Raw genomic sequence first — 20,545 nt, 5'->3', positions numbered from 1 at the left:
ACAGTGACAGACGCTCCAGATACAGAGTTCAATAACACTGTGACTCCACCGGAAACTCCTGAGTTTAACCCAGAAAAATATATTCTTAACGAAGAGAAATTTGACATTACTGGAACTAAACTTTTGGATGATGATAAAGAGTTGACTGATAAAGTAGCTGATACCAACAAAAATCCATATGCGGACAAAGTTGATAATAATGAAGCGCAAAATATCAATACTCAAACACTCCATAAAGGTGATAAGGTTGTTTACCAAGTATGGTTGGATACAACTAAATTTACAGAAGCTCACAATATTCAATCTGTTGGAATTACAGATAAATATGACAGCGAAAACTTGGATGTTAATGTAGCTGATATTAAAGCTTACGATTCAGTAACTGGTGAAGATGTAACCGCTAAGTTTGATATCTCAATTGTAGATGGTGTCATTACTGCTACGTCTAAGGCTGAATTGACTAAGTCACTTGGAGATGCAGAGAATACACAAGTAATCGACACTGCTAAATTAGCATTTGGACGTTACTACAAGTTTGATATTCTTGCACGAATCAAGGATACTGCTAAGGAAGGTGTAGATATTGAAAATACAGCTTCTCAAATCGTTCACCAATACGATCCAACTAAGAAATCAGTTGAAAAACCAGAAAAACCAACTGAAAAACGTGTTGTAAATATTCCAGTTAAAATTGAATTCAACTTCACTAAGAAATTGGAAGGCCGTGCACTGAAGGCTGGCGAGTTTACTTTTGTACTCAAAGACAAGGATGGAAATGTGATTGAAACTGTAAGCAATGATGCTGAAGGTAAGATCAAGTTCTCAGCTCTTGAATTCAAGCGTGGTCAAGAAGGTACTTATATTTATCATGTAGAAGAAGTGAAAGGTACAGAGGCTGGAGTTGAGTACGATAAGATGGTAGCGACTGTTGGAGTTACTGTAACTAAGGATGGTAAAGTATTAACTCTTACTTCACAAATGCCTGAAGATACTGAGTTTAACAACAAGGTAACACCGCCAACACCACCAACACCACCGACACCGCCAACACCACCGACACCACCGACACCACCAGTAACGCCACCAACTCCTGAAAAACCTAAAGGTCGTGAGTTGCCAAATACTGGTGAGCAATCTAAAGTTGGATTAGTTGCCCTAGGTGCAGCCCTTGGTCTAGTAGGACTTGGTTTAATTGCAAAACCAAAAAGACGTGAAGACTAAGATTGTGATGACATCAGTATTTTGGTGTTGAAATAGCAATTTTAGCTCTAACATAAAAGGCTTTGCTCGAAAGAGCAGAGCCTTTTTTACTTAACTTTATCCTATAAAATTTAAAATATTAAACCGTTTACACTTGACAAAAATTGGTCTATACCATATAATAAAATAAAGAAATATGGAGGAACAATTATGAAAGTTATTCAAGTAAAAAATCCTGAAGAAGGTGGAAAAGTAGCTTTTGAAATTTTAAAAGAAAAGTTAGCAAACGGTGCTCAAACATTAGGACTTGCGACAGGTAGCAGTCCGCTTGAATTTTATGGAGAAATCGTTAAGAGTGATCTTGATTTTTCAAATCTTACTAGTGTTAATTTGGACGAATATGTAGGACTTGATGGAGAGAACCCTCAATCTTATCGTTACTTTATGCAAGAAAATCTATTCAATAAAAAGCCATTTAAAGAAAGCTTTTTACCTCGAGGTGTCAAAGATAATGCAGAGGAAGAAGTAGAACGCTATAATCAAATTCTTGCTGAGCATCCAGTTGATTTGCAAATTCTTGGAATTGGTCGAAACGGTCACATTGGCTTTAATGAACCGGGAACTCCATTTGATAGTCAAACGCATCTTGTAAATCTTGATCAGTCTACTATTGAAGCAAATGCTCGCTTCTTTGATAAAATTGAAGATGTACCAACACAAGCTATCTCAATGGGAATTAAAAATATTCTTGATGCTAAATCAATTTTGCTTTTTGCTTATGGTGAATCTAAAGCAGAAGCTATCGCTGGAACCGTTGAAGGTCCAGTTACTGAAAGTCTTCCAGCAAGTAGTTTGCAAAACCATCCAGATGTAACAATTATTGCGGATGCTGGAGCGTTAAGCCTACTTGAAAAATAAAAAATACACGAACCACTTGCTCTTTGTAGTGAGTGGTTTTTTACTTCAAATGTTCACTATCCTGCTAAAGTGGTATAATATAGCTATACAGCGGAGGTTCGAACTTTGATTTATATAATCGGTTTTATTTGTTTTTTACTTTTAATGTTACTGTTTTGTCGTCTCATTCAGCAATCAAAGAACCCTTCAGGTATTCTAGGAAAAGGAATGATGAAATTGTGGAATAGAGCCTATCTCCCCATGTTTGTATGGGCAATTCGTCATCTGGATAGGACATTTTACCCTGCAATCTTAGATGTAGGAGTTGGGAACGGCCGTTCAACCATCCTACTGAAAGAAACTTTTCCGCAAAGTACTATAACTGGAATCGATATTTCAGATACCGCAATAGCTCAAGCCAAACAGATAGAGATGACTAATCTAAATTTTGAACGAAGAGACGTTAGGGAGACAGGTTTTTCTGATGAAAGTGTTGATTTAATCACAGCCTTTCAAACTCATTTTCATTGGCAGAATCTAGAGGCTTCTTTTATGGAAATTCGAAGAATACTCAAATCAGACGGGATGCTCTTACTGGCTTGTGAATATAACAAGTTATCTTACTTTTTACCAGAGGTTCAAAGTGAAGAAGCATTTAGACGATTCTTGTTATCAGTAGGCTTTGAGCTCGTAACTAGTCAAAGAAAGGGATAGTGGATCCTTTATAAAATTCGTAAAGGATTTGTTAAAAAGTAGCTTTTTTAAAATCTTTTACAGGAGGAATCAGAATGAATACGAAGAATAGGAATTTGATAGAAGATAATAAAAAGGCTGAAAACCAAAGCTTTCTCTATTATTTACACGAGGAAAAAGTATTTGATAGGCAGTCGCTGGCTGATTTATGTCACTACGTAGAAAAGATCGATTCTATTAGTATAGATCAGCTGAGGGATTTGCATTTTATTGAAAATCAAATTCTTCGTCATCTGGTATATCATTTTGATAGCAATGACTTGAGTAAGATTTCAAATCTTCCTGATGAATATTGGGAATATATTGAATCTTTTGAACAAGCAGTAACAAAGTTGTATGATTTGATAAAGTATAGGTAAGAAAGTAATTGATAAACTGGAAAATAGGAATAAATGTAGGCTTCCCCTTGACATTTATTCATTATGCATGTAAAATAGAATAGATCTTGAACTTGAAGGGAGTGAAAAAAATGTCTAAAACAGTAGTACGTAAGAATGAATCTCTTGACGATGCACTTCGTCGTTTCAAACGTGCGGTTACTAAAGCTGGTACTCTTCAAGAAACACGCAAACGTGAATTCTATGAAAAACCTTCTGTAAAACGTAAACGTAAATCAGAAGCAGCTCGTAAACGTAAAAAATTCTAATTGAAGTGAAAGGCTAGACTTGTCTAGTCTTTTTTGTATTCTTAAGACCCGAATAATTTTACATGTTTCAATGATTATTTAGGAATTGGATAAAAATCAAACTTAAGAGTGTAATAACTGAATATTATAACTCTATTTACTTTTATTTGACATTTAAAATAATCATTCGTTTTAGTTGATTTTAATTGAAAAATATTGTAAAATCATGTTAAAATAGTGTAATTTTACACGGAGGTAAATAGGGATGAAAAACCAGAAAAGGTTTGGTAAATTATTAATCACTTTATTGTCTACAGGTGTGCTTTTGGCCGCTCTTCAAAGTCAAGAAATCATCACTGCTGAAGAAACAACGACAGCTGAGCAAATTTCTACAACAAATGCTGAAGCAACAACTACTGGTGAAGCTGTAACAACTACAGAAACTCCTGCACGTGAAGCAAGAGAAGTAGCTGCAGAAGTGACTGGTACTATTAAAAACCATGATATTAAATATTATGAATACTATACAGATGTAGACCTTTCTTTTTCACTTACAGAAGATGATGTGAAAGAAGGAGACTATGTTACAGTTACATTAGAAAACGTCGCTATCTTAAATCAATTAAATGGCAAGGATGTCACTTACGAAGGTAAGACAATTGGTAAAATTTCAATTGTTTCGTTTGAAAACGTCAATAAAGCACGTCAAGGTTCAAACGATATAGCTCAAATGCGACAAGCTGAATTGGAATCAACACGTGCCACATTAAAAATTACATTTACGAAAGCTATTGAAGCTGAAAAACCAGATGTATTGAAACAAGTCAAGTTCCAAATTACATCAGATAACGCTTATAATGGAGCTGTAATCGCAAATAAAGACTACACTTTAAACCAAGTGATTAAAGTGGGATCTTCTTCTGTGACAAGTACAGTTGATATTCCGAAAGTAGAACAATTTGCTACTGAGACAAATTCAATCAACTTCACACCTTCTGGAAATACGATTAAATTCAAGGCTGATGGATCATATGAAACGACTACACAATTCCAAGTTCGTGGAAGTGAAGGTATGAAAGTTGGTTCAACAGTTGAGTTAGAATTCAATGATGCTTCAGGTATCGAGTGGAAAACAAGTGGTGATACTGCACTCAAAGTAGGAGATACATTTACTTCAAGATTTATCTTGCCTGTATATAGAACATATGAAGTCAATGAATATGGCGCATATGTATTCCCAACAGGGGTTGAGCCAACATTCAAAGTCACTTCTATTACAGATAAGAAAATCACGTTTGAAATGATTTCAGGAGATGTTCCAAAAGAATTAGGTGTATTCTTCGGTGTTGGTCAAAACCGTATTAATATCATCGATAAATCTAAGATTGATCTTGAAAAAATGCAATATGATGTTTCGAAAGTAGCTACGGCAACTATTGATGGGAAAAATTCAAAGGGTATCTATATTTACCGTATCATTAATGACTCTGCAGGTGCACAATTAGTTCTTGATACGCTTGTCACAGACTACAAAGATATCGATACAAAAGAAAATCTTAAACCACAGGATAAGGGTTGGAAAGATCCAGCTACTATTGATGGTTATGAGTTTGTAAAAACAGAAAAAGATCGTGAAGGAAATCGTATCCACTGGTATAAAAAAGTTGAACAAACTACGACAACAACAACTAGTACTNAAAATCTTAAACCACAGGATAAGGGTTGGAAAGATCCAGCTACTATTGATGGTTATGAGTTTGTAAAAACAGAAAAAGATCGTGAAGGAAATCGTATCCACTGGTATAAAAAAGTTGAACAAACTACGACAACAACAACTAGTACTACGACTACAACTACCACGACAACAACAGAAGAACCAACGACTACTTCAACAACTACAACGACAGTAGAGCCAACGACTACTTCAACAACTACCACGACAGTAGAGCCAACGACTACTTCAACAACTACCACGACAGTAGAGCCACCGACTACTTCAACAACTAAAACGACATTAGAGCAAACGACTACAAATACCACCACAAAAACACAACAACCACCCAATAATTAAACAAATCCCACGACAGTAGAGCCACCGACTACTTCAACAACTAAAACGACATTAGAGCAAACGACTACAAATACCACCACAAAAACACAACAACCACCCAATAATTAAACAAATCCCACGACAGTAGAGCCACCGACTACTTCAACAACCACAACGACAGTAGAGCCAACAACAACTACTACAACAGTTGAGCCAACTCCAGGTAAATCAAGTGAAGAAACTCCTTCAGGTAAGACAACTGAAGAAACAAGACCTGAAACTACGTCTACAACATCTGAACCTAAAAAGGAATTGCCAAATACTGGTTCTAAAGAATCATTGTTTGCGACTGGTGTAGCACTCTTGGTAGCTGGTCTTGGAGTCTTGGGCTTAAAGAAACAAGATAACTAAAGTGCACTATCTATTATGAAATAATAGTCAGAAGGATTAGACAACAATTTGTTGTTTAATCCTTTTTTGTATCGTTCAAATATTATCAGATAAATTAATAGCGTAAACACGGTAAAAAATACAAACTTCTTCCTACAATCTGATATAATAGTAAGAGAACTCGATTTAAGGAGAAATATATGTCGGTTTCAGTAAAAGAAGTTATTGAGAAGCTTAGATTAGACATTGTCTATGGGGAGCCTGAATTACTTGAAAAGGAAATTAATACTGCAGATATAACGCGACCTGGTCTTGAAATGACAGGCTATTTTGATTACTATACTCCAGAGCGTATTCAATTGTTGGGTATGAAGGAATGGTCTTACCTAGTTTCTATGCCTTCTCAAAATCGTTACGATGTCTTGAAAAAAATGTTCCTACCAGAAACACCTGCGGTCATTGTTGCCCGTGGTTTGGTGGTTCCAGAGGAAATGTTGAAGGCTGCTAGAGAATGTAAAATTGCGATTTTAACTAGTCGTACAGCAACCAGTCGTTTGTCTGGAGAACTATCTAGCTATCTTGATTCACGTTTAGCGGAACGTACAAGTGTACATGGGGTCCTAATGGATATCTATGGTATGGGTGTTTTGATTCAAGGTGATAGTGGAATCGGTAAGAGTGAGACAGGTTTAGAACTAGTTAAACGTGGTCACCGTTTGGTAGCAGACGATCGGGTAGATATCTATTCTAAGGATGAAATGACTCTCTGGGGTGAACCTGCTGAAATCTTGAAACATCTGATCGAAATTCGTGGAGTAGGGATCATCGATGTCATGAGTCTATACGGTGCCAGTGCCGTTAAGGATTCTTCACAAGTTCAGCTAGCTGTTTATTTGGAAAATTATGATACAAATAAGACCTTTGATCGCTTAGGAAATAATGCTGAAGAACTAGAAGTTTCTGGAGTTACCATTCCACGTATCCGCATCCCAGTTAAAACAGGGCGCAATATTTCTGTCGTAATCGAAGCAGCTGCCATGAACTATCGTTCTAAGGAAATGGGCTTTGACGCGACACGTCTCTTTGAAGAAAGATTGACGAAATTAATTGAAAAGAACGAGGTGCAAAATGATTGATCCAGTTGCTTTTCAAATAGGTCCATTTGCCATTAGATGGTATGCACTTTGTATCGTTTCAGGCCTTATCTTAGCGGTATATTTGGCAAGTAAAGAAGCTCCTAAAAAGAAAATCTTATCAGAAGATATTCTGGACTTTATCTTAGTGGCTTTCCCTTTGTCAATCATCGGCGCGAGACTTTACTATGTTATTTTTAAATTTGACTATTATAGCCAACATTTAGGGGAGATATTTGCTGTCTGGAATGGTGGTCTTGCTATTTACGGCGGTCTAATTACCGGAGCGATTGTACTTTATATTTTCGCAGACCGTAAATTAATCAATACCTGGGATTTCTTGGATATTGCAGCTCCGAGTGTAATGATTGCTCAGAGTCTAGGACGTTGGGGGAACTTCTTTAACCAAGAAGCTTACGGAGCAGTTGTAGAAAACCTTGATTATTTACCTGGTTTTATTAAGAATCAGATGTATATTGATGGTTCTTATCGTCAACCAACCTTCTTATACGAATCTATCTGGAACCTGATTGGGTTTGCTTTAATTGTTATTTTTAGACGCCGATTAAATGGCATTCGTCGTGGTCATATCACAGCCTTTTACTTAATTTGGTATGGTTTTGGACGTATGATTATTGAGGGAATGCGTACAGATAGTCTCATGTTCTTTGGACTTCGAGTATCTCAGTGGTTGTCTGTTCTATTAATTGGACTTGGTATTTATATTATCGTTTATCAAAATCGGAAAAAAGCACCATTTTATAATGTAAAAAAGGAGAATTAAAATGTTAGAAGTTGCTTATATTATTGTGGCTATTGCCTTGATTGTATTTATTGTTTATTTGATTATTACCCTTCAAAAAGTTGGACGTGTAATCGATGAAACTGAAAATACTGTTAAAACGCTAACTTCAGATGTAAATGTTACTCTACATCACACAAACGAACTTCTTGCCAAGGTCAATGTTCTTGCTGATGATATCAATATCAAAGTTGCAACCATTGATCCACTCTTTACAGCAGTTGCAGACCTTTCTGTTTCTGTCTCTGACTTAAATGAGCAGGCTCGTGTCTTGAGTAAAAAAGCATCATCTGCAGGTTCAAAAACATTAAAGACTAGTGCAGGCTTATCTGCCGTTCGTATTGCAAGTAAGTTTTTCAAAAAATAAAAAGGAGATAACTCATGGGTAAATTATCATCAATCCTTTTAGGAACTGTTTCAGGTGTAGCTGTTGCTTTGTTTCTAACAAGTGAAAAAGGGAAACGTGTTACTAGTCAAGCACAAGACTTTATTGAAGATCTGAGAGAAGATCCAAAATATGCTAAGGAACAAGCTCTTGAAAAATTGACAGAAGTCAAAGAACAAACCAGAGATTTTGTTCTAAAGACAAAAGAACAAGTAGAATCAGGCGAAATTACTTTGGATTCAGTTCTTGAAAAATCTAAATCTTTAGCTCAACAAGCGACTGAAGCTTCAAAAGAGACCTTGAACAATCTCAAGGAACAATTGGAAGAAAAAGTAGTTGTTGAAGACCCAGAAGACGGTCAAGAAATCATCATCGAAATCGAAGAAGATTAAAATAGAAATCACCATTTTTGATTCCCTTAGAGTCGGAGATGGTGATTTTTTTATTGAGGGAAGTCTTTGTGGTATAATAAATACTATGCAGAAGAAACCAACATCAGCTTATGTGCACATTCCATTTTGCACACAAATCTGTTATTATTGTGACTTTTCTAAGGTCTTTATTAAAAATCAACCAGTAGACAGCTATCTAGAACATCTACTGCAAGAATTTCATTCTTATGACATTCAGAAGTTGCGTACTCTCTATATTGGGGGAGGTACACCGACAGCCTTGTCTGCGCCACAGTTAGAGGTGCTTCTGGATGGATTGACTAAAAACTTAGATTTATCAGTCTTAGAAGAATTGACCATTGAGGCCAATCCTGGTGATTTGGATGAGGATAAGATTGCAGTTTTGAAAAATTCAGCAGTCAACCGTGTTTCATTGGGTGTCCAAACCTTTGATGACAAAATGCTGAAAAAAATTGGTCGTAGTCATTTGGAGAAAGATATCTATGAAAATATTGATCGTCTCAAGTTAGCAGGATTTGATAATATTTCCATTGACTTGATCTACGCTCTTCCTGGTCAGACTATGGACCAGGTTAAGGACAATGTTGCCAAGGCCATCGCTTTGGATATTCCCCACATGAGTCTCTATAGCTTGATTTTGGAAAACCATACGGTCTTTATGAATCGTATGAGACGAGGGAAACTACCTCTTCCTAAGGAAGAATTAGAAGCTGAGATGTTTGAATATATCATTGCTGAATTAGAGAGAGCTGGTTTTGAGCATTATGAAATTTCAAATTTTTCAAAACCTGGCTTTGAAAGTCGTCATAACCTCATGTATTGGGATAATGCTGAGTATTATGGTATAGGTGCTGGTGCGTCGGGCTATGTAAACGGTGTTCGCTATAAAAACCATGGGCCTATCCGCCATTATCTAAAGGCAGTAGAAGAAGGCAATGCTCGCATCAATGAAGAGCACCTGAGTCTAAGGGAACAAATGGAAGAAGAGATGTTCCTTGGCCTTCGTAAGAAGTCAGGTGTTTCCATGAAACGATTTGAAGAAAAATTTGGCACATCTTTTGACAATTTATATGGTCAAGTTGTAAGAGATTTGTGTCATCAAGGTCTTTTACAAGTAGAAGGTCAACAAATACGAATGACAAAAAAAGGTCTCTTTTTAGGAGATACAGTAGCAGAACGATTTATATTGGAGTAGAATTATGGGCTTAACTTATCAAATGAAGATGAAAATTCCTTTTGATATGGCTGATATGAATGGCCATATCAAACTACCAGACGTTATCTTGTTGTCCCTGCAAGTATCAGGAATGCAATCCATTAATCTAGGAGTGAGTGACAAGGATGTTTTAGAACAGTATAATCTAGTCTGGATTATCACTGATTATGATATCGATGTGATTAGACTTCCTCGTTTTGCTGAGGAAATCACAATTGAAACAGAGGCCTTGACCTACAATCGTCTATTTTGCTACCGACGTTTTACTATTTATGATGAAGCTGGTCAAGAAATCATTCGCATGGTAGCTACCTTTGTCCTTATGGATCGTGAGACTCGGAAGGTTCATCCTGTAGAACCAGAAATTGTCGCCCCTTATCAATCTGAGTTTTCTAAGAAACTCCTTCGCGGGCCAAAATACGCAGAGCTGGAAGAAGCGATTAGCAAAGATTACCATGTTCGTTTTTATGACTTGGATATGAATGGCCACGTCAATAACAGCAAATATCTAGACTGGGTTTTTGAAGTTATGGGGGCAGATTTCCTAACCAATCATATTCCTAAAAAAATAAACCTCAAGTATGTCAAGGAAGTTCGACCAGGTGGTATGATTACTTCTAGTTACGAATTGAATCAACTAGAAAGCAATCACCAAGTCACAAGTGATGGCGATATCAATGCTCAGGCAAAGATAATTTGGCAAGAAATTAACACAGATTAGAAAGTAATATATGACTTATAAAGGCTATTTAATTGATTTAGACGGTACAATTTATAAAGGAAAAGATAGAATTCCAGCGGGAGAAGCTTTTGTACATGAGCTGCAAAAAGGGGAAATTCCTTATCTTTTTGTAACAAATAATACCACTCGTACACCTGAAAGTGTCCAAGAGATGTTGGCCAATCAGTTTAATATTGACACGCCTGTATCGACAATCTATACTGCAACCTTAGCGACCATTGATTACATGAATGATTTGGGGCTTGAAAAGACAGTCTATGTGATTGGAGAAGCAGGGCTCAAGGAAGCCATTCAAGCAGCAGGCTACGTTGAAGATAAAGAAAATCCAGCCTATGTGGTTGTAGGTTTGGACTGGCAAGTTGACTATGAAAAATTTGCTACTGCAACTCTAGCTATCCATAAAGGTGCTCATTTTATCGGCACCAATCCAGATTTAAATATTCCAACAGAACGTGGACTTTTACCTGGTGCTGGTTCACTGATTACTCTTCTTGAAGCAGCAACTCGCGTAAAACCAGTTTATATTGGAAAACCAAACGCGATTATTATGGATAAGGCTGTTGAACACCTAGGACTTGAACGCCAAGAAATTGTCATGGTGGGGGATAATTACCTGACTGATATTCGAGCAGGTATTGACAATGGTATTCCAAGTCTTTTGGTGACGACAGGATTTACAAAACCTGAAGAAGTAGCGGATTTACCAATCGCCCCAACCCATGTCCTCTCAAGTCTAGCGGAGTGGAATTTCGATGAAAACTAAATTTACTTTTCTAGGAAGTCTTCTCTTTCTCCTCTCTCTTGCTATTTTATTGACCATCTATCTGTCTTGGTTGGTTTACCCTCTGGAAATTTCTTGGTTAAATCTGACAAGTCGTGTTCATGTTCAACCTCAGACCATCTACCATAACTTTAATGTTTTGATGAATTATTTGACCAATCCATTGAGTCAAGTATTAGCAATGCCAGATTTTCCTTCGTCTGCCTCTGGAATTCACCACTTTGTCGTTGTAAAGGGACTCTTTCACCTAGCGCAAGGAGTAGCAATCGTAACTCTTCCGATTTTCTACCTTTTTTGGAAGCAAGTCATTCAGAAAGGTTTTCTGTCTCTATATCGCAGAGGTCTCTTGATTATGCTGTCTTTACCTTTGGTTCTTGGTTTAGTTGGTGTCTTCATTGGTTTTGAACAATTCTTTACCTTGTTTCATCAGATTCTATTTGTAGGTGATGATACCTGGCTTTTTGATCCCGCTAAAGATCCAGTCATTCTTATTCTACCAGAGGATTTTTTCCTGCATGCCTTTCTCCTATTTTTCTGCTTGTATGAGTTAATTTTTGGATTCGTTTATCTACTAAGTTGGAAAAAATTACCAAAAATAACATAAATGCATAAAAATGTTTTAAAAATTGTACGAAAAACCTATTTTTCTTTAAAAAGTAGGTTTTTTTTACGGAAACAACTAGTCAAGCGCTTTATTTTTTTGTATAATAGAGTTAGAAAAGTATGCAAAGAAGAGAATAGCATGATTACACTATTTTTATCACCGAGTTGTACATCATGTCGTAAGGCAAAGGCCTGGCTTGATAATCATAAAGTGCCTTTCCAAGAGCACAACATTATGACCAGTCCTTTATCAAGAAAAGAATTACAACACATTCTTTCCTTGACCGAAAACGGTACCGATGACATTATTTCAACTCGTTCAAAAATTTTCCAAAAGTTAAATATCGATGTGGAAAGTATCTCGGTGACAGAGTTGCTTAATTTAATTGAGCAATATCCTAGTCTTTTGCGTCGTCCAATCATCATTGATGATAAACGTATGCAGATTGGCTTTAATGAAGATGAGATTCGTGCATTTCTTCCTCGTAGTTATCGTAAGCAAGAATTGAAAGAAGCTACATTAAGAGCTGGTATTAATTAGATGAATAAACAGTATAGTTACCCACTAGATTTGTCGTGGAGCACTGAAGAACTTGCTTCAGTGCTTTCTTTTTTTAATGATGTTGAAGCTGCCTATGAGACACAGGTAGATGCTAAGAAACTATTAGATTCCTACAAGGTATTCAAGTCAGTTGTGCCTAGTAAGAGCGAAGAAAAACGTTTGGGACGTGAGTTTGAATCAGTTAGTGGATACTCTTTCTACCGTGCAGTCCAGTTGGCCAAAGAAAAAGGAGAAGGGAAGATTTCACTTGGAAAATAAATTTACATTTGCCAAAGAAATTGTCAGGGAAGCTGGGGAATACATTCTCCAGCATATGAAAGAAGATCTCCATGTTGAGAGAAAGTCTTCCCCTACAGATTTGGTAACTAAGTTAGATAAAGAAGTTCAAGACTTACTTATTAAAAAAATCCGTTCTCGCTATCCAAATGATCTATTTTGTGCTGAAGAAGGCTGCATGCGTGCAGCAGTGGGACAAGGTTCTGTATGGATTATTGATCCTATTGATGGAACCAACAACTTCGTAGCACAAGGTGAAGATTTTGCTGTTATGCTGGCCTATTTTGAGGATGGTATTGGCAAGTTTGGTATTATCTATGATGTTATGAAGGGTGATTGTTACCATGGTGGAGGAGACTTCCCGCCCTGTCGCAATGACGAACCTTTGCCACTCTTTAAAAAGAGACCCTTGAGAGAATTTTTGGTAGCTGGTAATTCTGGAATGTTAGCGACTAACGAATGGGGCTTAGCTGATTTGGGAAACGCTGCACTTGGGACACGAGTTTATGGCAGTGCCGCTATTAGTTTTGCCAAGGTGCTATCAGGTCGACTTTTAACCTATATCACTTATTTACAACCTTGGGATTATGCGGCTGCAAGTATTCTAGGTGAGAGTTTGGGTTATAAGGTTTTTACGATTGCTGGTGAGGAAGTCGATTTTCAAACACGACAGGCCGTTATGATGGTGCCAGTCGAGATGAAAGATGAGATTCAATCCTATATCTATGAAAGGAAATAAACCTACATGCAATTTCCAGATGGATTTGTAAAAAAATACGAAACAATATTGGGAGATGAGGCAAGAGCTTTTCTTGCCTCTTTTGATGATGAAGCTGTTTCTGCCTTTCGTATCAATCCTTTAAAAGAAAAACAGCTTTCTTTTTCAGATGCTATTCCCAATACACCCTGGGGCTACTATGGGAAGGTTTCAGGGAAATCACCAGAACATGTAACTGGTTTGGTCTATTCACAAGAACCTGCCGCACAAATGGTCGCTCAAGTAGCTCAGCCAAAGCCAGGTATGAAGGTCTTAGACTTGGCAGCGGCACCTGGTGGGAAATCTACTCAACTGGCAGCCTATCTAGCTGGTGAGGGTATTTTAGTTTCTAACGAAATTTCAAGCAAACGGTCAAAGATTTTAGTTGAAAATATGGAACGCTTCGGTGCGACTAATGTCGTTGTGACCAATGAATCTGCAGACCGTCTAGTCAAGGTTTTTAAAGGCTATTTTGACCTGATCGTTTTAGATGCACCTTGCTCAGGAGAAGGGATGTTTCGTAAACAACCTGACGCTATGGATTATTGGAGTGTCGATTATCCTAGTCAATGCGCTAGTTTACAACGTGAAATTTTATCAGATGCTGTTACCATGTTGGCTGAAGGAGGTCGACTAGTCTATTCAACCTGTACCTGGGCGCCAGAAGAAAACGAATTAATCATTAACTGGCTTCTAGATACCTACGATTTTGAATTGATTCCAATCGAACATATCAATGGTATGTCACAAGGAATCAACCAATCTGAAACAGCTCGGATGTACCCTCATCTCTTTAAGGGAGAAGGTCAGTTTGTTGCCCATCTGCAGTTTAAGGGACAAAACAAGACTGTGAAGTTCAAGCCTTCTAAATCCAACCTATCTCGTGAACAGATTTCCTTATGGCAGGATTTTGAGAAAAAACACCTTAAAGAAAAACTGACCGGTGTCCTACAAGTTTTTGGTGACCAACTTTATCTTTTGCCAAGCGAATTACCAAACTTGAGTAAGCTCAAAATCGCTCGTAATGGACTTCATCTAGGGACTTTCAAGAAGAAGCGCTTTGAACCTAGTTTTGCTCTTGGTTTAGCTTTAAAACCAAGCCAAGTCAAGCAAGGAATCGAAATTCATCAAGAAGACTTTGTCAAATATGTGGCTGGTGAAACAGTCCAATTAGCTGAAACTCTTCCAAATGGTTGGTACCAAGTTTTGGTTGGTGGAAATGGTCTAGGTTTTGCAAAAGTAACCGGAAATACCTTGAAGAATTATTTTCCCAAGGGCTTGAGGTTTCAGGTGAAAAACTAGTCAAAAACTGTATTCTATGTTATAGTGGAAGTATGGATTTTCCCTGAAAACAATAGAAAATATGGGCAAAAATTCAAGCTATTCATCATTATTTTCAAGGAGACAAATAGTGAAAAAATTTAAAAAACTCACCATCTCTCTTGCAACTCTTTTACTTGCTGGTTCGCTAGCAGGATGTGCAAGTTGGATTGATCGTGGGGAGTCTATGACGGCTGTCGGTTCAACTGCCCTTCAACCTTTAGTCGAGGCGGCAGCAGATGAATTTTCGTCTGCACACGTTGGTAAAACAGTTAATGTTCAAGGTGGTGGATCTGGTACTGGACTATCTCAAGTTCAGTCTGGTGCAGTTGATGTTGGAAACTCTGATGTGTTCGCTGAAGAGAAAGATGGTATCGATGCGTCCGCGCTAGTTGACCATAAGGTTGCTGTTGCTGGATTAGCTGTCATTATTAATAAAGAAGTAGATGTCGATAATCTTACGACAGACCAGCTCCGACAAATCTTTACAGGAGAAATTACTAATTGGAAGGAAGTCGGCGGTAAGGATTTAGCTATTTCTATTATCAACCGTGCTGCGAGCTCAGGTTCTCGTGCGACCTTTGACAGTGTAATTATGAATGGTCAGTCAGCAGTTCAAAGTCAGGAGCAGGATTCTAACGGTATGGTGAAGTCCATTGTTTCTCAAACCCCTGGAGCTATTTCCTACCTTGCCTTTGCTTATGTTGATGATTCTGTTGGGACTATTAAACTTAACGGCTATGAACCAATTTCTGAGAATGTAACCACGAATAATTGGCCTTTGTGGTCTTATGAACATATGTATACACTTGGTGAGCCAAATGAATTGGTTGCCGAATTCTTAAACTTTGTTCTTTCGGACGAAGCGCAGAATGGAATCGTAAAAGGAATGGGCTATATTTCTGTCAAGGAAATGAAGGTTGAAAAAGATGCTGCAGGTACTGTGACAGCGCTAGAAGGGAGCCAATAATGAATCAAGAAGAATTATCAAAAAAATTGCTCTCTCCTTCAAAAAACTCTCGTCTTGAGAAATTAGGAAAAGGACTAACCTTTGCCTGCCTATCTTTGATTGTTATCATTGTTGCAATGATTTTGATTTTTGTAGCCCAAAAAGGTTTGTCTACCTTCTTTGTCAATGGTGTGAATATCTTTGATTTTCTTTTTGGTGCAACTTGGAATCCGTCAGGTAAACAATTTGGTGCCCTTCCAATGATTTTAGGTTCCTTTATTGTTACCATCCTGTCAGCTCTTATTGCAACACCATTTGCTATTGGTGCAGCAGTCTTTATGACAGAGGTGTCTCCAAAAGGAGCTAAGATTTTGCAACCTGCTATTGAACTCTTAGTTGGGATTCCTTCAGTAGTTTATGGATTTATCGGTTTGCAGGTCGTGGTACCATTTGTACGTACTGTCTTTGGTGGAACAGGTTTCGGTATTTTATCAGGAATTTTCGTTCTCTTTGTTATGATTTTGCCGACTGTAACCTTCATGACAACAGATAGCCTACGTGCAGTTCCTCGTCACTACCGTGAAGCAAGTTTAGCCATGGGAGCGACTCGTTGGCAAACCATCTGGCGTGTAACCTTGAAGGCTGCTCGTTCAGGTATTTTTACGGCAGTAGTCTTTGGTATGGCGCGTGCTTTCGGTGAAGCCCTAGCTATTCAGATGGTGGTCGGAAACTCAGCAGTTGTTCCAACTTCATTGACAACACCAGCAGCGACTCTGACATCTGTTTTGACCATGGGAATTGGAAATACTGTTATGGGAACTGTTGATAATAACGTTCTCTGGTCACTGGCTTTAGTATTACTTTTGATGAGCTTGGCCTTTAACAGTGTGATTAAATTGATTACGAAAGAAAGAGGAAAGAAAAACTATGCACGCTAAGAAATTAGATAAACTTGCAACAGCTGTCCTCTACACCATCGCAGGAATCATTGTGACCATTCTAGCTTCCTTGATTCTTTATATCTTGGTTCGAGGCTTGCCTCATGTTTCTTGGTCATTCTTGACAGGAAAATCATCCTCATATCAAGCAGGTGGTGGTATTGGGATTCAGCTCTATAATTCCTTTTTCCTTTTGGTGATTACTTTATTTATCTCAGTCCCTTTATCAATGGGAGCTGGAATTTACTTGGCTGAATATGCAAAAAAAGGTCGTGTTACCAATTTCGTTCGTACCTGTATTGAAATTTTGTCTTCTCTACCATCCGTAGTTGTGGGACTCTTTGGTTACCTCATCTTTGTAGTCCAGTTCGAGTATGGATTTTCGATTATTTCTGGTGCCTTGGCTTTAACAGTCTTTAATCTTCCACAGATGACTCGTAACGTTGAAGACAGTTTGAAGCACGTTCACCATACGCAACGTGAAGCTGGTTTGGCTCTAGGGCTCTCTCGTTGGGAGACAGTTCTTCATGTCGTTATTCCAGAAGCCCTTCCTGGTATTGTAACAGGTGTAGTACTTGCATCAGGTCGTATCTTTGGAGAAGCTGCAGCTCTTATCTACACAGCTGGACAATCAGCACCAGCTCTTGACTGGTCAAACTGGAATGTCCTCAGCGTAACCAGTCCAATCTCAATCTTCCGTCAAGCAGAAACCTTGGCTGTTCATATCTGGAAAGTCAACAGTGAAGGAACCATTCCTGATGGAACTCTTGTTTCAGCAGGTTCTGCTGCGGTGCTCCTCATCTTTATCTTAATTTTTAACTTTGGAGCACGTAAACTTGGAAGCTATCTACATAAGAAATTAACTGCTGCCTAAAGGAGAAGCCATGTCAAAATATAATTGGGATGAAAGGCATATCATTACTTTTCCAGAAGAAAAAGTGGCCCTCTCTACGAAGGATTTACATGTTTACTATGGTAAGAATGAATCCATCAAGGGCGTGGATATGCAATTCGAAAAAAATAAAATTACTGCCTTGATCGGTCCATCAGGATCTGGAAAATCAACCTACCTACGCAGTCTCAATCGTATGAATGATACTATTGACATTGCTAAGGTTACAGGACAAATTCTCTATCAAGGAATTGACGTTAACCGTCCTGAAATCAATGTTTATGAAATGCGTAAACACATCGGAATGGTTTTCCAACGTCCAAATCCATTTGCTAAATCAATCTACCGCAACATCACCTTTGCACATGAACGTGCAGGAGTTAAGGACAAGAAGGTTCTTGATGAAATTGTAGAAACCTCTCTTCGCCAGGCTGCCCTCTGGGATCAGGTCAAAGATGACCTCCACAAGTCAGCCTTGATGCTTTCAGGTGGTCAACAGCAACGTCTCTGTATCGCTCGTGCTATTTCTGTAAAACCAGACATTCTCTTGATGGATGAGCCGGCATCAGCCTTGGATCCGATTGCGACAGCTCAGCTAGAGGAAACTATGCTTGAGTTGAAGAAGGACTTCACCATCATCATCGTGACCCATAGCATGCAACAGGCTGCGCGTGCGAGTGACTACACTGGATTTTTCTACTTAGGTGATTTGATTGAGTACGATAAAACGTCAAACATTTTCCAAAATGCCAAGCTACAGTCTACCAATGACTATGTAACTGGACACTTTGGTTAGAAAGGAAACAGTATGACAGAACCGATTTTACAGGTCAAAGACCTGTCTGTTTATTACAACAAAAAGAAGGCCTTGAATAGTGTTTCCTTATCTTTCCAACCCAAGGAAATTACAGCTCTTATAGGTCCCTCTGGATCTGGTAAATCAACACTTCTAAAGGCTATTAACCGAATGGGTGACCTTAATCCTGAAGTGACCACTACTGGATCAGTGGTTTATAACGGTCATAATATTTATAGCCCTCGTACTGATACCGTTGAGTTACGTAAGGAAATAGGAATGGTTTTCCAACAACCCAATCCATTTCCAATGTCTATCTACGAAAATGTTGTTTATGGACTAAGAATTAATGGAGAGAAAGACAAGCAAGTCTTGGACGAAGCTGTGGAGAAAGCTTTACAGCGTGCTTCAATCTGGGATGAGGTCAAGGATCGCTTGCATGATTCAGCTATTGGTCTTTCAGGTGGACAGCAGCAACGTGTTTGTGTAGCCCGTGTTTTGGCAACTAGTCCAAAGATCATCCTCTTGGATGAGCCGACCTCAGCCTTAGACCCTATCTCGGCTGGGAAAATCGAAGAAACCCTATATAGTCTTAAGGACAAGTACACCATGCTATTGGTTACTCGTTCCATGCAGCAAGCATCTCGAATCTCTGATAAAACAGGCTTTTTCCTCAATGGAGATTTGATTGAATTTAACGATACCAAGGAAATGTTCCTCTATCCACAACATAAGGAAACAGAAGATTACATTTCAGGTAAATTTGGATAAGGAGAAAAAGATGTTACGATCTCAATTTGAAGAAGATTTAGAGAAATTGCATAACCAATTCTACGCTATGGGACAAGAAGTTCTTTCCCAAATCAATCGAACTGTACGTGCTTTTGTCACTCATGACCGTGACTTGGCTAAAGAAGTCATCGAGCAAGACGCAGAAGTCAATGAATACGAATTGAAACTTGAAAAGAAATCATTTGAAATCATTGCCCTTCAACAGCCAGTATCACAAGACTTACGTACAGTTCTAACAGTTCTAAAGGCTGTTTCAGACTTGGAACGTATGGGAGACCATGCTGTATCCATTGCTGAGGCAACCATTCGTATGAAGGGAGAAGAGCGCATCCCTGCCGTAGAAGAAGAAATCAAAAAAATGGGACGAGATGTTAAAGATTTCGTAGAAACAACCCTTGAACTTTACCTAAACGGATCAGTTGATAAGGCCTATGAAGTTGCAACCATGGATGAAAAAATCAACCATTACTTTGAAAATATTCGTGATCTGGCAACTGAAGAAATTAGAAAGAATCCAGATGCTATTGTCACAGGTCGCGATTACTTCCAAGTGATTTCATACTTGGAGCGTATCGGTGACTATGCAAAGAATATCTGTGAATGGGTTGTTTACTTTGAAACAGGTAAAATTGTAGAATTGTAAAATATATAGAAGATAAAAATTATTGTGAAAGCTTACTTTTTAATATAGTAAGCTTTCATTGTATCGATAGTTTACTTTGTCAGAGGTGAATAATGAACTATATACAGAGTATAAGAAAAAAAGTTGGAAAAGATAAAATTATTCTAAATTTTACTTGTGGAATTTTAAATCAATCAGGAAAAATATTATTACAAAAACGAGCAGACAAAGGAACTTGGGGGTTACCAGGTGGTGCTATTGAATTAGGTGAATCGGCTGTAGAAGCATTAGTGAGAGAGTTTTATGAAGAAACTGGAGTGAAAGTAATAGTGAAAAAACTCTTAAATGTTTATACAAAATATTCAGATAGTTATCCAAATGGTGATGAGGCACAAGTTATTACAATGTTGTATTTAGTTACATCTGAAACTTCGATCTCTACAAATGTTTTTACGAGTGATGAAACTTTAGAATTAGGGTTGTTTGATCACAGGGACATGCAAAATATCACAATTGTAAACCAGCAACATCAAGATATGATAAATGATTTTTTTGAAAATTGTTTCCCAATAGATAGATAAACCAATCATTGAATTTGTATTTTTTATAAATTTATTCTATGGAAAACGCAAGAAAATGTTGACAATTATT

Annotated in this window: 24 protein-coding genes and 1 pseudogene; all 25 read left to right on the top strand. The window is 37.9% G+C overall.

The window, feature by feature from the left end; genetic code table 11:
- The coding region (locus AB2B47_RS02785; RefSeq protein WP_320693571.1) for an SspB-related isopeptide-forming adhesin at positions 1-1,221 on the top strand (1,221 nt) is incomplete at its 5' end.
- A 189-nt stretch (positions 1,222-1,410) separates the two neighbouring features.
- Entirely contained in the window at positions 1,411-2,118 is a 708-nt protein-coding gene (locus AB2B47_RS02780; protein WP_320693570.1) for a glucosamine-6-phosphate deaminase, read from the top strand.
- 105 nt (positions 2,119-2,223) lie between these two features.
- The gene (locus AB2B47_RS02775) at positions 2,224-2,811 is read left to right on the top strand and encodes a class I SAM-dependent methyltransferase (protein WP_320693569.1); all 588 of its coding nucleotides are present in this window, start codon (positions 2,224-2,226) and stop codon (positions 2,809-2,811) included.
- Positions 2,812-2,885: 74 nt separating this feature from the next.
- Positions 2,886-3,209: a hypothetical protein gene (locus tag AB2B47_RS02770; protein WP_320693568.1), complete on the top strand. Its 324-nt coding sequence runs from the start codon at positions 2,886-2,888 to the stop codon at positions 3,207-3,209.
- 110 nt (positions 3,210-3,319) lie between these two features.
- Positions 3,320-3,496, top strand: coding sequence for a 30S ribosomal protein S21 (gene rpsU, locus AB2B47_RS02765; protein ID WP_000048054.1), 177 nt, complete (start codon positions 3,320-3,322; stop codon positions 3,494-3,496).
- Positions 3,497-3,740: 244 nt separating this feature from the next.
- Positions 3,741-5,936 (top strand): annotated as a pseudogene (locus tag AB2B47_RS02760) (LPXTG cell wall anchor domain-containing protein).
- Between the two features lie 179 nt (positions 5,937-6,115).
- Positions 6,116-7,051 carry an HPr(Ser) kinase/phosphatase gene (hprK, locus tag AB2B47_RS02755; RefSeq protein WP_320693567.1) on the top strand — a complete coding sequence of 312 codons (936 nt, stop codon included), beginning with the start codon at positions 6,116-6,118 and terminating at the stop codon, positions 7,049-7,051.
- Positions 7,044-7,832 carry a prolipoprotein diacylglyceryl transferase gene (gene lgt / locus AB2B47_RS02750; RefSeq protein ID WP_074324898.1) on the top strand — a complete coding sequence of 263 codons (789 nt, stop codon included), beginning with the start codon at positions 7,044-7,046 and terminating at the stop codon, positions 7,830-7,832. Before hprK ends, lgt begins: the two co-directional genes overlap by 8 nt.
- Before the next feature lies 1 nt (position 7,833).
- A complete protein-coding gene (locus AB2B47_RS02745) occupies positions 7,834-8,217 on the top strand; it encodes a DUF948 domain-containing protein (RefSeq protein WP_024053556.1) in 384 nt (127 codons plus the stop codon).
- 14 nt (positions 8,218-8,231) lie between these two features.
- A complete protein-coding gene (locus tag AB2B47_RS02740) occupies positions 8,232-8,627 on the top strand; it encodes a YtxH domain-containing protein (RefSeq protein ID WP_320693566.1) in 396 nt (131 codons plus the stop codon).
- Between the two features lie 85 nt (positions 8,628-8,712).
- Positions 8,713-9,843 carry a radical SAM family heme chaperone HemW gene (gene hemW, locus AB2B47_RS02735; protein WP_320693565.1) on the top strand — a complete coding sequence of 377 codons (1,131 nt, stop codon included), beginning with the start codon at positions 8,713-8,715 and terminating at the stop codon, positions 9,841-9,843.
- A gap of 4 nt (positions 9,844-9,847) precedes the next feature.
- Positions 9,848-10,585 carry an acyl-[acyl-carrier-protein] thioesterase gene (locus AB2B47_RS02730; protein WP_320693564.1) on the top strand — a complete coding sequence of 246 codons (738 nt, stop codon included), beginning with the start codon at positions 9,848-9,850 and terminating at the stop codon, positions 10,583-10,585.
- A gap of 10 nt (positions 10,586-10,595) precedes the next feature.
- Positions 10,596-11,369: a TIGR01457 family HAD-type hydrolase gene (locus AB2B47_RS02725; protein WP_320693563.1), complete on the top strand. Its 774-nt coding sequence runs from the start codon at positions 10,596-10,598 to the stop codon at positions 11,367-11,369.
- The gene (locus AB2B47_RS02720; RefSeq protein ID WP_006151471.1) at positions 11,359-11,991 is read left to right on the top strand and encodes a TIGR01906 family membrane protein; all 633 of its coding nucleotides are present in this window, start codon (positions 11,359-11,361) and stop codon (positions 11,989-11,991) included. The genes AB2B47_RS02725 and AB2B47_RS02720 overlap by 11 nt, the downstream gene beginning before the upstream one ends.
- A 138-nt stretch (positions 11,992-12,129) precedes the next feature.
- Positions 12,130-12,531: a Spx/MgsR family RNA polymerase-binding regulatory protein gene (locus tag AB2B47_RS02715; protein WP_006148218.1), complete on the top strand. Its 402-nt coding sequence runs from the start codon at positions 12,130-12,132 to the stop codon at positions 12,529-12,531.
- Positions 12,532-12,810 carry a UPF0223 family protein gene (locus AB2B47_RS02710; protein WP_004252549.1) on the top strand — a complete coding sequence of 93 codons (279 nt, stop codon included), beginning with the start codon at positions 12,532-12,534 and terminating at the stop codon, positions 12,808-12,810.
- On the top strand, positions 12,800-13,567 hold the full coding sequence (locus tag AB2B47_RS02705; RefSeq protein ID WP_320693562.1) for an inositol monophosphatase family protein: 768 nt from the start codon (positions 12,800-12,802) through the stop codon (positions 13,565-13,567). The genes AB2B47_RS02710 and AB2B47_RS02705 overlap by 11 nt, the downstream gene beginning before the upstream one ends.
- A gap of 6 nt (positions 13,568-13,573) precedes the next feature.
- Positions 13,574-14,887 carry an RsmF rRNA methyltransferase first C-terminal domain-containing protein gene (locus tag AB2B47_RS02700; protein ID WP_320693561.1) on the top strand — a complete coding sequence of 438 codons (1,314 nt, stop codon included), beginning with the start codon at positions 13,574-13,576 and terminating at the stop codon, positions 14,885-14,887.
- 109 nt (positions 14,888-14,996) lie between these two features.
- Positions 14,997-15,875 carry a phosphate ABC transporter substrate-binding protein PstS gene (locus AB2B47_RS02695; protein WP_006152236.1) on the top strand — a complete coding sequence of 293 codons (879 nt, stop codon included), beginning with the start codon at positions 14,997-14,999 and terminating at the stop codon, positions 15,873-15,875.
- A complete protein-coding gene (gene pstC, locus AB2B47_RS02690) occupies positions 15,875-16,792 on the top strand; it encodes a phosphate ABC transporter permease subunit PstC (protein ID WP_006148223.1) in 918 nt (305 codons plus the stop codon). Before AB2B47_RS02695 ends, pstC begins: the two co-directional genes overlap by 1 nt.
- Positions 16,782-17,666, top strand: coding sequence for a phosphate ABC transporter permease PstA (gene pstA / locus AB2B47_RS02685; RefSeq protein WP_045763362.1), 885 nt, complete (start codon positions 16,782-16,784; stop codon positions 17,664-17,666). The genes pstC and pstA overlap by 11 nt, the downstream gene beginning before the upstream one ends.
- A 10-nt stretch (positions 17,667-17,676) precedes the next feature.
- Positions 17,677-18,480, top strand: coding sequence for a phosphate ABC transporter ATP-binding protein PstB (gene pstB, locus AB2B47_RS02680; protein WP_004252558.1), 804 nt, complete (start codon positions 17,677-17,679; stop codon positions 18,478-18,480).
- A 12-nt stretch (positions 18,481-18,492) separates the two neighbouring features.
- Entirely contained in the window at positions 18,493-19,251 is a 759-nt protein-coding gene (gene pstB / locus AB2B47_RS02675) for a phosphate ABC transporter ATP-binding protein PstB (protein WP_006148225.1), read from the top strand.
- 10 nt (positions 19,252-19,261) lie between these two features.
- Entirely contained in the window at positions 19,262-19,915 is a 654-nt protein-coding gene (gene phoU / locus AB2B47_RS02670) for a phosphate signaling complex protein PhoU (RefSeq protein ID WP_320693560.1), read from the top strand.
- Between the two features lie 92 nt (positions 19,916-20,007).
- The gene (locus AB2B47_RS02665) at positions 20,008-20,475 is read left to right on the top strand and encodes an NUDIX hydrolase (RefSeq protein WP_320693559.1); all 468 of its coding nucleotides are present in this window, start codon (positions 20,008-20,010) and stop codon (positions 20,473-20,475) included.
- The last annotated feature ends 70 nt before the right edge of the window (positions 20,476-20,545 follow it).

Origin of the sequence: Streptococcus wuxiensis, from assembly GCF_040888245.1 — a bacterium.
Taxonomy (GTDB): Bacteria; Bacillota; Bacilli; order Lactobacillales; family Streptococcaceae; genus Streptococcus; species Streptococcus wuxiensis.
Note: the sequence above shows the minus strand (reverse complement) of the source record. Positions and strands in the feature narration are given on the sequence as shown.

Bases quoted from the DNA above. Each gene is read 5' to 3' on its own strand.
- AB2B47_RS02780 (WP_320693570.1), top strand. From the start codon at position 1,411: ATGAAAGTTATTCAAGTAAAAAATCCTGAAGAAGGTGGAAAAGTAGCT.
- lgt (WP_074324898.1), top strand. From the start codon at position 7,044: ATGATTGATCCAGTTGCTTTTCAAATAGGTCCATTTGCCATTAGATGG.
- pstB (WP_006148225.1), top strand. From the start codon at position 18,493: ATGACAGAACCGATTTTACAGGTCAAAGACCTGTCTGTTTATTACAAC.
- hemW (WP_320693565.1), top strand. From the start codon at position 8,713: ATGCAGAAGAAACCAACATCAGCTTATGTGCACATTCCATTTTGCACA.
- AB2B47_RS02770 (WP_320693568.1), top strand. From the start codon at position 2,886: ATGAATACGAAGAATAGGAATTTGATAGAAGATAATAAAAAGGCTGAA.
- AB2B47_RS02720 (WP_006151471.1), top strand. From the start codon at position 11,359: ATGAAAACTAAATTTACTTTTCTAGGAAGTCTTCTCTTTCTCCTCTCT.
- phoU (WP_320693560.1), top strand. From the start codon at position 19,262: ATGTTACGATCTCAATTTGAAGAAGATTTAGAGAAATTGCATAACCAA.
- AB2B47_RS02665 (WP_320693559.1), top strand. From the start codon at position 20,008: ATGAACTATATACAGAGTATAAGAAAAAAAGTTGGAAAAGATAAAATT.
- AB2B47_RS02740 (WP_320693566.1), top strand. From the start codon at position 8,232: ATGGGTAAATTATCATCAATCCTTTTAGGAACTGTTTCAGGTGTAGCT.
- hprK (WP_320693567.1), top strand. From the start codon at position 6,116: ATGTCGGTTTCAGTAAAAGAAGTTATTGAGAAGCTTAGATTAGACATT.
- AB2B47_RS02725 (WP_320693563.1), top strand. From the start codon at position 10,596: ATGACTTATAAAGGCTATTTAATTGATTTAGACGGTACAATTTATAAA.
- AB2B47_RS02700 (WP_320693561.1), top strand. From the start codon at position 13,574: ATGCAATTTCCAGATGGATTTGTAAAAAAATACGAAACAATATTGGGA.
- AB2B47_RS02715 (WP_006148218.1), top strand. From the start codon at position 12,130: ATGATTACACTATTTTTATCACCGAGTTGTACATCATGTCGTAAGGCA.
- pstA (WP_045763362.1), top strand. From the start codon at position 16,782: ATGCACGCTAAGAAATTAGATAAACTTGCAACAGCTGTCCTCTACACC.
- pstC (WP_006148223.1), top strand. From the start codon at position 15,875: ATGAATCAAGAAGAATTATCAAAAAAATTGCTCTCTCCTTCAAAAAAC.
- rpsU (WP_000048054.1), top strand. From the start codon at position 3,320: ATGTCTAAAACAGTAGTACGTAAGAATGAATCTCTTGACGATGCACTT.
- AB2B47_RS02730 (WP_320693564.1), top strand. From the start codon at position 9,848: ATGGGCTTAACTTATCAAATGAAGATGAAAATTCCTTTTGATATGGCT.
- AB2B47_RS02745 (WP_024053556.1), top strand. From the start codon at position 7,834: ATGTTAGAAGTTGCTTATATTATTGTGGCTATTGCCTTGATTGTATTT.
- pstB (WP_004252558.1), top strand. From the start codon at position 17,677: ATGTCAAAATATAATTGGGATGAAAGGCATATCATTACTTTTCCAGAA.
- AB2B47_RS02710 (WP_004252549.1), top strand. From the start codon at position 12,532: ATGAATAAACAGTATAGTTACCCACTAGATTTGTCGTGGAGCACTGAA.